Below are 9,231 nucleotides of genomic sequence, written 5' to 3' on the forward strand. Positions count from 1 at the left end.
GGACTGGCGGCAGTATGACGCCTGGTGGAAGGACGAAGGCAGGGAAGCATTCAGGAAGTATATCGACAGCCACAAAGAGTGAGATAGTGCTCACGTCCTCTAAGTTCTATAAAAAGAGGATGAATGATGAAACCACAGAACCTATCTCAAAATCCTTTTTCCCGCATAGAATCTCTGACGGTCATTCCCGTACAAGCGGAATCCAGCCTTTTTCGGGCTTTTCTGGATGCCCGCTTTCGCGAGCATGACGGCTTATTGATGCAGGGCCAATTTAAGATAGGTTCCAGTCGAAGTGAAAGGAGAAGAACATGAGACAGATCAAGAACAGATACCTCTTGCTGATGATCGGTTCATTCGTCGTTCTTTTGCTGCTGGTCGTAGCCGGCTGCTATCACAAGACACCCGGGGACAGGGCCGAGAGCGTGGTCCAGCATCTCGTTTCCACACTGAAGCTGGACGCGGCACAGACGGCAAAGCTCGAAAAGATGAAGGAGGAGTTCCTTGCCAGGGAGCCTGACATGAAGAGGATGCGGGAAGAATCCTTTGCCGACATCAAGGAGATGATGCTGAGCCCGCAGCTCGACCAGGCGAAGTTGAATGCCCGCACGGAGAAGATCGAGGCCCATGCGAACGACATGATCAAGTTCGTGAGCGCGAAGTTCGCGGAGCTCCATGACCTGCTGACGCCGGAGCAGCGGGCCAAGCTGGTGGCGGAGATGGAGAAGCACGCGGAACGGCATCATCACTGGTAATTTTCAACCGATCGACTTTACGGGCTGTTGCTAACCCAAATTTATCACCCTGAACGCAGTGAAGGGTCTGCCATCACGTTGTACATGCGTGTTCCTTCGCTGCGCTCAGAATGACATTTGAAAAGGAAAGTGATTTGGACAGCAGCCCGTTTACTGTTGACATCTTCTCAATGAGACCGGGCCTCTGCGTCAGAGCCGCCGCTCTGACCCTCTGAAACACATACCGACACAATGCTCAGTGCCCGTGATATACTCGTTCGAGGATAGCTATGCTTGCCCTCACGATACTTTAGTTTGATATCCGGCCGGCGCCCAGGTCGCTTTCGACATACTGTCGGAGAAAAAATAATGGAAAAGAGACGACTATGAAAAGAGAATTGGTGATTGTTCTGTTCTTTGCCGCTGTTGCTGCTGCAATGACCCCGGGGACCGTACTTGCCGAACCCGCAAACTCCGTCAATTTCGCGATCGGAATGTCGAATTTCCTGCCGCACTGTGACGCAACGATCTACTTTATTGAATACGAGCATATGCTTGGCTCGAAGATCTCGGCAGTGGGACGGGTGAGCGAGGTGCACTACACGTTCGACGATGGTGAACACGTAGAGGACGGAAGGCCGAAGGGCGCGGACGTCGGTGTACGCTACTATTTCTCCGGCGGCATGAAGGGGTTCTTCGTCGGCGGATTAGTAGGGTACTGGAAGTCGGACTGGACGTTCACCCATAACAAGAACTTGCCCGACGAATTCAACGGCAACGGACGCTCAAATTCCCTCAGGGCAAATGTGGATGTCGGCGGCCGGTTCCCGATCGGCTCGACCTCCATCTCGATCATGCCTTCACTCAATTTCGGCAGATATTTCTCTTCCACTTCATGCGAATATACCTCGCCTGCGGCAAGGATCGGTGCGCCATGCAGTGAGGAATCTGAGGTCACGTTTTATGCGTTCCTGGCAGTGACGGCCGGAATCGCATTCTAATATGCACCGGGACTTCCTGGGCCAAGTCTTTCCTGTTGACATCACCTCTTTGAAACATCCAAGGGACGCTGTTGTTGACGTTTCGCGGAGAAGATTAAGGTCATATCGCGTCGAGCGGCTGAATCGATCATGCCCGCGTTACATTTTGCAGGAGATAAAAATAAAATGAAGATTTCGGACTGGCTGGATGAAAAGGAAGCAGAGAACGTGGATGTATCTCAGATCGCATTGCCTGCAGATATGTCCTATGATGAAGCCCCCGAGGAAACTATTTATTTTAAAGAGATCAAACCCTGTGGAATTCTGTGTACAGACAATCATCCCTTTTCTACGGTCGAACGCTTTGGACACTGGTATTACGCTAGAGGTCAGGACAAGAAGGCGGGTATTCATTCATCGAACATGAAGTGGAGGCTGTTTACCAGGGATAAAGATTTAGCTCTCCAAACGGCAAAAGCACACATCGAATAGCGTATCAGGGTCACCCTATTTGGAGGCACCGTGGGCACTGCACGAGACGAGCATATGCTGGAGCATCAACGAACGCGGGTGATGCTTGCCGTAAAGACCTGACCCTCCATCCTCCCCTTATCATCTATCAAGGATCTCCCGCACCTTTTTGAGCAGCTCCTGCGGTGAAATCGGTTTATTCACGTAGAAGTCAGCGCCTCCAATCAGTCCTTTCTGCTGCATGCTGTCCAGAGGATAGCCGCTCTGGAAAAGGATCTTTGCCTGGGGGCGTATCTTTTTGATCGCATCCGCGGCCTCTCTGCCGTTCATCCTGGGCATGATAATATCGAGGATCACCATGTCGATTTTGTCGCGGTTCTCCTGGAACGTGCGCAGGGCAACTTCCCCGTCTTCGGCAGTAAGGACCCGGTACCCGAACTCCGTCAGAACAGAGAAGACAAGCTCCCGAAGCGGCCTGTCGTCTTCGGCCACCAGGATCGTTTCTGAACCGCCTTTCACCTCGCGATCGGGCTCCAGGGGCGCCGCAGCCTTCGCCGTTGCCTCGATCATCGGCAGATAGACCTTGAAGGTCGAGCCCCTGCCGGGTTCGCTGTACACATTGATATAGCCGTTGTGCTGTTTGATCACTCCATAGGCAATGGCGAGGCCCAGCCCCGTGCCCTTGCCGACCTCCTTTGTCGTAAAGAAGGGCTCAAATATCTTCTTGAGCGTTTTCGCATCGATGCCGCTGCCGTTGTCCGTTACGGAGAGCACCGCATAGGTTCCTTTCTTGCCGTATCCATGGGCCCTGATGAACTGCTCGTCCAGTTCGAACCTCTCTGTCGAGATGCTGAGGGCGCCGCCCTTCGGCATGGCATCCCGGGCATTCGTTGCCAGGTTCATGAGGATCTGCTCGATCTGTCCGCTGTCCCCGAGAACGGACAGCTCTTTCCCGGAGAGATGGACCTCGAGGCTGATGTCCTCCCCGATGATCCTCCCGAGCAGCTCCTGCACCCTCTGAACGACGTCGTTCAGGTTGACGGGCGTCATCCTGATAATCTGCTTCCTGCTGAAGGCGAGGAGGCCCCGCGTCAATTGCGCGGCCCTGTTTGCCGCCGCGAGGATCTGGTCGATATTCGACCGGAGAGGATCGTCTTTCTTTATTTTCATCTGGAGCAGGCTGCCGTATCCGATGACCGCCGAAAGGATGTTGTTGAAGTCATGCGCGATGCCGCCCGCAAGGGTGCCGACGGCCTCCATCTTCTGGGCCTGGCGGAGCTGGCCCTCGAGCGCCTTCTTTTCCGTGACATCGCTTATCGTCTCGATGGCCGATACGATGTTCCCCGCGCCGTCAAAAAGCGGATAGGCCTTGGTTTCCACGAACATGCGCCCTTGCTCGGCATTTTCGTGTATATGCAGGGCGGCATGGGGTTTTCCCGTTTCGAAGGCGCGCCTGATCGAGCAGTCCGCTTCGACCGCATAACAGGGATTGTTCACATGCCTGGTCAGCTCGTAGCAATGCCTGCCGACGACATTCTCCAGCGTCATCCCCACGGTGGTCAGGTAGGCCTTGTTCGCGGACTGAATTCTCATGTCCCGGTCAACGACGATGAACCCTTCATCCACGGTTTCGAGGATATTGTGGATGAACTTCTCGCTTTGTTCCAGCTTGCCCTGATTGACCAGGAGTTCGGCTTTCACGCGTTCGAAATAGATCAGCAGCAGGCCGATCGCCAGAGTGAGGGCAAGGGACTCGCCGAAGGAGTACCCCCAGGGCGCAAACCAGGCGACCTCCCTCAACAAGGGATAGTCCGCCTTATGGATGCCCCATATGATAAGGGCCCAGCCGATGACGTATTTTCCAACGCCTCTCAGATCCGGGGAGCGAAGGAAGACAGTCCCGGCCCAGATATATACGATCGCCAGGAAGGCAAAGGTGGGAAAGGTCAGAGAAACAAAGCTGAACCCCCCCAGGATCGCCGCGGGGATCCACACGGCAAGCAGGGCCGCGCTCAAAAACCACACCTTCGACGTACCGCGGCCCAGGAACAGGGAAACGCCCCAGATGAGAAGCAGCCCGCTGACAAGGGCCAATTCGTGATATGCGATGTCAAATACCTTGTTCTTGCCGAAAAGGAGCGCCAGGATGAGGAAGCAGAACCTGAGGGAGTAGAGGAACCAGCTCGTGCACCAGACGGCGAGATAGCGCTGGCGGTCCTGCGTGTACAGGTAGAAGTAGACCAGGGACAGAAGCAGGGAGCCTGTCAGAGAGGCAAGTGTTGCCGGCATTAACCAGTTCATCAATATATCCTTTCCCTTCGATTGTATGTCCGAATCGACAATATGTCAACGAGACGGTACTGTCAAAACTTTCATGAAAAAAGAGAAGCAAGGCATGAAACCACAGAGCGCACGGAGGTATGTTCAGTGTTCTCAGATGACTTAATAATAAGACCTTTCTTGAAAACGTGAAGAATGCGGAAAACGAAATAAATGCTGTAGTAAGAGGACACAGAGGGGGAGGCCAGTCAAGAGCCTTAACCATTTTGAGATTTAAGGATTTCTCTGTGTGCTCTGTGGTTAATTCTTGACATTACGCAACGGACCGACGGAAAAGTGCGATCACTTTGCAAAATGTACAACACTACCTCCCTGTTTCTCACTCCTGCCAAAGCTCAGGTTACCCTGTTTACCGCAAATTCAATCACTTATGTATTGGCACGCGACCTGCAATGTAAAGGGCAAGACCGAACGAAAAGGAGGATGACAAAATGAATACCACACTTTCAAGAAAAACAGCATACATAGGGGCAGGCGCAGGAATGGTGCTCTTTGCGATCTTTGGTCTTCTTCCCGGCAGCCTTCTGGGCGGCGCAGCAGGGATCAAACTGGCCGGGATGTTCTTCGGGCTTCCCCTGGAACCGGGGATCATCTCACGGGTGATCGTACTGGCGTCCATGCTGGTCGGCGTCATGATCTCCGGGATCGCGATCGTAACAGCCGCGTCCGCCATGGGCTGGCTCATGGGCTCGGTCCTCGAGGGCGGGACATCAAGAGATACGGCTGCAGCCGGCAGCAAATAACGATACGCAACAATTAACCAAAATTTCTTTACAAGGAGATACGACCATGAAGAACGAAACAGTAAAAGCGGGAATGAAGATCGGTGCAACAATTGGCGGGCTGGTATTTGTGGTGGCGGGGATCGTGCCGGGATTCTACTTCGGCAGCTTCGGGACCCTGGTCCTGCTCCAGAAGATCATGGGCGGCGCAGTGGAACCGACGATCTTCGTGCGGGCGGCGATCGTGATGGGCATTGGCGTCGGGATCGCCTGCGCAGCCACGGTAAGCATCGTGGTAGGAGGCCTGCTCGGGACCGCGGCCGGGTTCGTCGTATCAGCACCCGCGGCAATGCGCGAAAAACAGGCAGTCTCCGTGAAGTCGTAGCCGGAGAGCGGCCGCTGAAACAGCTGCAACAAAGGGAGAAAGACCAAGGGCGATGAGAGATCATCGCCCTTACTGTTGGACTTTTGCTTTAACTCCGGCTAAACTTCCCTCATGGCCGGAGCTCTCAGTGAATCCCGCGACTTGCAATCCCCCGGCTCCCGCCGGGGGTAATGCGTGGTAGTCCGCACCCTGCACTCGCGCGCGCACTCGTAAACGCTGGGTGCAGGTGGGAGGTCGCGTTCTTAAAGGGAGCCACCGGCTCCTGCCGCTGGGGCTCCACTGCCCCGGCGCGGTAAAGGCCCAACCCTATGAAATACACCAAAAACTTCAATGGACGAAGCTATGGCTTCGCGGATCTCAAAACCGTGCTGGCCAAGGCATCGCCGCTGCGGTCGGCGGATGAGCTGGCCGGCATTGCCGCAACCTCGGAGGAAGAGCGGGCCGTCGCCCAATGGCTGCTGGCCGATCTTCCGTTAACGACCTTTCTCGCTGAACCACTGATCGCGCCGGAAGAAGACGAGGTCAGCCGGCTTATTGAAGGGGCCCACGACCGGACCGCGTTCGGCCCGATCTCGTCTTTCACCGTGGGCGAATTGCGCGAATGGCTGCTGACCGATGCCACCTCCGACGATGACATTAGTGCGGTTCGCCGGGGGATCACGCCGGAAATGGCAGCGGCGGTTTCCAAAATCATGCGCAACCAGGATCTGATCGCCGTAGCCAGACGCTGCTCGGTGACCACCCGGTTCCGCAACACCATCGGACTGCCGGGCCGGCTCGCCACGCGGCTGCAACCCAATCATCCTACCGATGACCCCCGCGGCATCGCCGCCAGCATCCTGGACGGGCTGCTCTACGGCAACGGCGATGCGGTCATCGGCCTTAACCCTGCGACGGACAGCCCGAAGAACGTGGAACGCCTGCTGCATCTTTTAGACGACATCATCCGCCGGCATGAGATCCCGACCCAGTCCTGCGTGCTGGCCCACGCCACAACCACGCTGGAACTCATGCACCGCGGCGCTCCCGTGGACCTGGTGTTTCAGTCCATTGCCGGGACCGAGGCGGCCAATAAGAGCTTCGGAATAAACCTGGCGCTGCTGTCCGAAGCCCGCGAGACGGCGCTCTCCCTGGGGCGCGGAACATTGGGCGACAACGTGATGTATTTCGAAACCGGGCAGGGCAGCGCGCTGTCGGCAAACGCGCATCACGGGATCGACGCGCAGACCTGCGAAGCGCGGGCTTATGGCGTCGCCCGCGAGTTCTCGCCTCTGCTGGTCAATACGGTGGTCGGTTTCATCGGGCCGGAATACCTGTACGACGGCAAACAGATCATCCGGGCAGGGCTGGAGGACCATTTCTGCGGCAAACTGCTGGGCCTGCCCATGGGCTGCGACGTGTGCTACACCAACCACGCTGAAGCCGACCAGAACGACATGGACAACCTCATGACCTTGCTGGCCGTTGCGGGCTGCACCTACATCATGGGTGTTCCCGGCGCAGACGACGTCATGCTTGCCTACCAGAGCACCTCGTTCCATGACGCGTTGTATCTCCGGCGCGTGCTGGGACTCAGGCCTGCGCCCGAATTCGAGGCCTGGCTGAACCGCATGGGAATATTCGATGAGCGCAACGCTTTGTCCCGGGGCGTCAAATCGCCGCGGCTGCTCGGCGCCATCAGCGAGCTGACGAAAGAGGAGCCATGACCGACTCGTGGATCGCCTTGCGCCGATTTACCCAGGCGCGCATCGCCCTGGGACGGGCCGGACACGCCGTTCCGACCCGGGCTCTCCTGGATTTTCAGCTTGCCCATGCGCGGGCGCGGGACGCGGTGCATTTCCCCTGGGACATCGATGCCTTTGCCGGGTCGGTGCGGGATATTGGTGCGGAGGTTCTGATCCTGGAGACGCCCGTCGGCAGCCGCGACGAGTATCTCCTCCGGCCTGATCTCGGCCGAGTTCTCACCGAAGCATCGCGAACCCGGCTCAGAAATTCCGCGATCGCTGACGCGCACGTGGCGCTGATCGTCACGAACGGCCTGTCCTCGACCGCTGTTGAGCGGCATGGAATTCCCTTGTTGCAGGCGATCACGGATGGCTGTCGGAAGCGTCACATTGGCACTGCCCCGGTCTCCCTGGTCGCGAATGGCCGCGTAGCGTTATCGGACGATATCGGCAGCGTTCTGAATGCGCGCGTGGCGGTGATCATCGTCGGTGAACGACCCGGCCTCAGCGCAGCCGACAGCCTCGGCATTTACCTGACCTATGCGCCGCAGCCGGGCAACACCGACGCGAATCGGAACTGCATCTCCAACATCCGGCCGCCGGAAGGTTTGAGTTACGAGGCCGCCGCCGCAAAATTGCTCTACCTGACCGGGGAAGCCATGAGACGCGGTATTTCCGGGGTGGCGCTCAAGGATGAGATGACGGGCTTGCTGAGCGAAGACGGAAAATCGTAAGGCCAGGGACAAGCATTTCGGCCGGCATCAACCGGCGTTCGGGGCCGGCCAGAGACCCAAGTTTATTGGCCCGGTGTTTCTCATTACGAAGAACATCATGAGGCTCACGTCTCGCGGCTTGACAGCGCCGCATGGGTTCAGACAGTAAGAACATTTGGCTCTTTCGTGTTTTAGTTGAAAACGCTTTATCGCAATGCTTGAATAAAATGCAAACCCTTCATTAGGAACAAGAACTGTTTTCGCGCAAAGACGCCAAGGCGCAAAGAAAGGATGAATCTTAAGAGAACGGCGAGCATTAAATCCCGTTCATTAAATAAACCTTGATCTAAAACCACATACTCCAACAATTGTAGCATTTGTCAGGCATCTGCCACAGGTTTTCTTGACGCACTTTGCGGCTTAGCGCGTGATAGACGTTTTCAGGTTCTTTTCAACTTACTTCCGAATGAACCGAACATTTCAATCCTGACGCCCCGGCTGTTGTTCGCTGGGAATAGGGGGGAGAGGCGATGGAACAATCGGACAACAGAGCCAGCGAGACACTTCTGGACTGTATCGTCATCGGCGCGGGTCCGGGAGGCCTTCAGGCCGGCATCCACCTCGGCCGCTACAACTTCCGGGTCATGCTGTTCCACAGTCCCGGCGGCCGGACCTACCACGCGAAACACATCGAGAACTACCTCGGTCTTCGATTGGTTTCAGGCCCGGACCTCCTGGAGTCGGGCATCGCCCAGGCGAAGAGCTTCGGCGTTATCGTGGAGAACGCCAAGGTGGAGCGTGTCACGCCGCGGGAACGGTTTTTTGAAGTGCAGGCCGGGGGGAAGACCTACCAATCCCGTTTCGTCATCGCCGCCTCGGGGGCCAGGGAGACCCTTGCCCCCCTCAAGAACATCCTGCGCTTCTTCAGCACGTCCTACTTCACCTGCATGATCTGCGACGGCTATCGCACAACGGGCAGGAAGCTGCTCGTCATAGACCGCACCGCCAACGCCGTGCGCACGAGCGTCGCCATGAAGCGGATGTTCACCAGCGACGTGACCTTCCTCAGCCACGGCTTCTCCCCGGCGCCGGCGTACAAGGCGCTTCTCGAGGAGGAGGGGATCGGCCTGGTCGAGGGGCGGCCGGAAGAGCTCCTCGGCGAGAA

General features: G+C 56.8%; 10 protein-coding genes. 9 read left to right on the forward strand and 1 reads right to left on the reverse strand.

Features of this window, described 5'->3' with window-relative positions; genetic code table 11:
• The 4 genes from VL197_04075 to VL197_04090 all read left to right on the forward strand — a co-directional run.
• Nucleotides 1-248, forward strand: a 248-nt coding sequence (locus VL197_04075) for a hypothetical protein (protein ID HUJ17149.1), incomplete at its 5' end; no start/stop codon positions are given.
• 60 nt (nt 249-308) lie between these two features.
• Nucleotides 309-752, forward strand: a complete 444-nt coding sequence (locus tag VL197_04080; GenBank protein HUJ17150.1) for a Spy/CpxP family protein refolding chaperone — start codon at nt 309-311, stop codon at nt 750-752.
• Nucleotides 753-1,117: 365 nt separating this feature from the next.
• Complete coding sequence (locus tag VL197_04085) at nt 1,118-1,732, forward strand: autotransporter outer membrane beta-barrel domain-containing protein (GenBank protein HUJ17151.1); 615 nt, start codon at nt 1,118-1,120, stop codon at nt 1,730-1,732.
• Between the two features lie 165 nt (nt 1,733-1,897).
• On the forward strand, nt 1,898-2,203 hold the full coding sequence (locus VL197_04090; GenBank protein HUJ17152.1) for a hypothetical protein: 306 nt from the start codon (nt 1,898-1,900) through the stop codon (nt 2,201-2,203).
• A 120-nt stretch (nt 2,204-2,323) separates the two neighbouring features.
• Here the strand turns inward: VL197_04090 and VL197_04095 are convergent, their stop codons facing one another.
• The gene (locus VL197_04095) at nt 2,324-4,483 is read right to left on the reverse strand and encodes an ATP-binding protein (GenBank protein ID HUJ17153.1); all 2,160 of its coding nucleotides are present in this window, start codon (nt 4,481-4,483) and stop codon (nt 2,324-2,326) included.
• A 470-nt stretch (nt 4,484-4,953) separates the two neighbouring features.
• Between VL197_04095 and VL197_04100 the strand changes: the two genes are divergently transcribed.
• The 5 genes from VL197_04100 to VL197_04120 all read left to right on the forward strand — a co-directional run.
• Nucleotides 4,954-5,265, forward strand: coding sequence for a hypothetical protein (locus tag VL197_04100; protein HUJ17154.1), 312 nt, complete (start codon nt 4,954-4,956; stop codon nt 5,263-5,265).
• A 46-nt stretch (nt 5,266-5,311) separates the two neighbouring features.
• Entirely contained in the window at nt 5,312-5,629 is a 318-nt protein-coding gene (locus VL197_04105) for a hypothetical protein (GenBank protein ID HUJ17155.1), read from the forward strand.
• A 308-nt stretch (nt 5,630-5,937) separates the two neighbouring features.
• A complete protein-coding gene (locus tag VL197_04110) occupies nt 5,938-7,335 on the forward strand; it encodes an ethanolamine ammonia-lyase subunit EutB (protein HUJ17156.1) in 1,398 nt (465 codons plus the stop codon).
• The gene (gene eutC, locus VL197_04115; protein HUJ17157.1) at nt 7,332-8,087 is read left to right on the forward strand and encodes an ethanolamine ammonia-lyase subunit EutC; all 756 of its coding nucleotides are present in this window, start codon (nt 7,332-7,334) and stop codon (nt 8,085-8,087) included. The genes VL197_04110 and eutC overlap by 4 nt, the downstream gene beginning before the upstream one ends.
• Before the next feature lie 509 nt (nt 8,088-8,596).
• Nucleotides 8,597-9,231, forward strand: a 635-nt coding sequence (locus VL197_04120; GenBank protein HUJ17158.1) for an NAD(P)/FAD-dependent oxidoreductase, incomplete at its 3' end; no start/stop codon positions are given.

Source organism: Nitrospirota bacterium, assembly GCA_035516965.1.
Classification (GTDB): domain Bacteria; phylum Nitrospirota; class UBA9217; order UBA9217; family UBA9217; genus MHEA01.

Bases quoted from the DNA above. Each gene is read 5' to 3' on its own strand.
- VL197_04110 (HUJ17156.1), top strand. From the start codon at position 5,938: ATGAAATACACCAAAAACTTCAATGGACGAAGCTATGGCTTCGCGGAT.
- eutC (HUJ17157.1), top strand. From the start codon at position 7,332: ATGACCGACTCGTGGATCGCCTTGCGCCGATTTACCCAGGCGCGCATC.
- VL197_04100 (HUJ17154.1), top strand. From the start codon at position 4,954: ATGAATACCACACTTTCAAGAAAAACAGCATACATAGGGGCAGGCGCA.
- VL197_04105 (HUJ17155.1), top strand. From the start codon at position 5,312: ATGAAGAACGAAACAGTAAAAGCGGGAATGAAGATCGGTGCAACAATT.
- VL197_04095 (HUJ17153.1), bottom strand. From the start codon at position 4,483: ATGAACTGGTTAATGCCGGCAACACTTGCCTCTCTGACAGGCTCCCTG.
- VL197_04090 (HUJ17152.1), top strand. From the start codon at position 1,898: ATGAAGATTTCGGACTGGCTGGATGAAAAGGAAGCAGAGAACGTGGAT.
- VL197_04085 (HUJ17151.1), top strand. From the start codon at position 1,118: ATGAAAAGAGAATTGGTGATTGTTCTGTTCTTTGCCGCTGTTGCTGCT.
- VL197_04080 (HUJ17150.1), top strand. From the start codon at position 309: ATGAGACAGATCAAGAACAGATACCTCTTGCTGATGATCGGTTCATTC.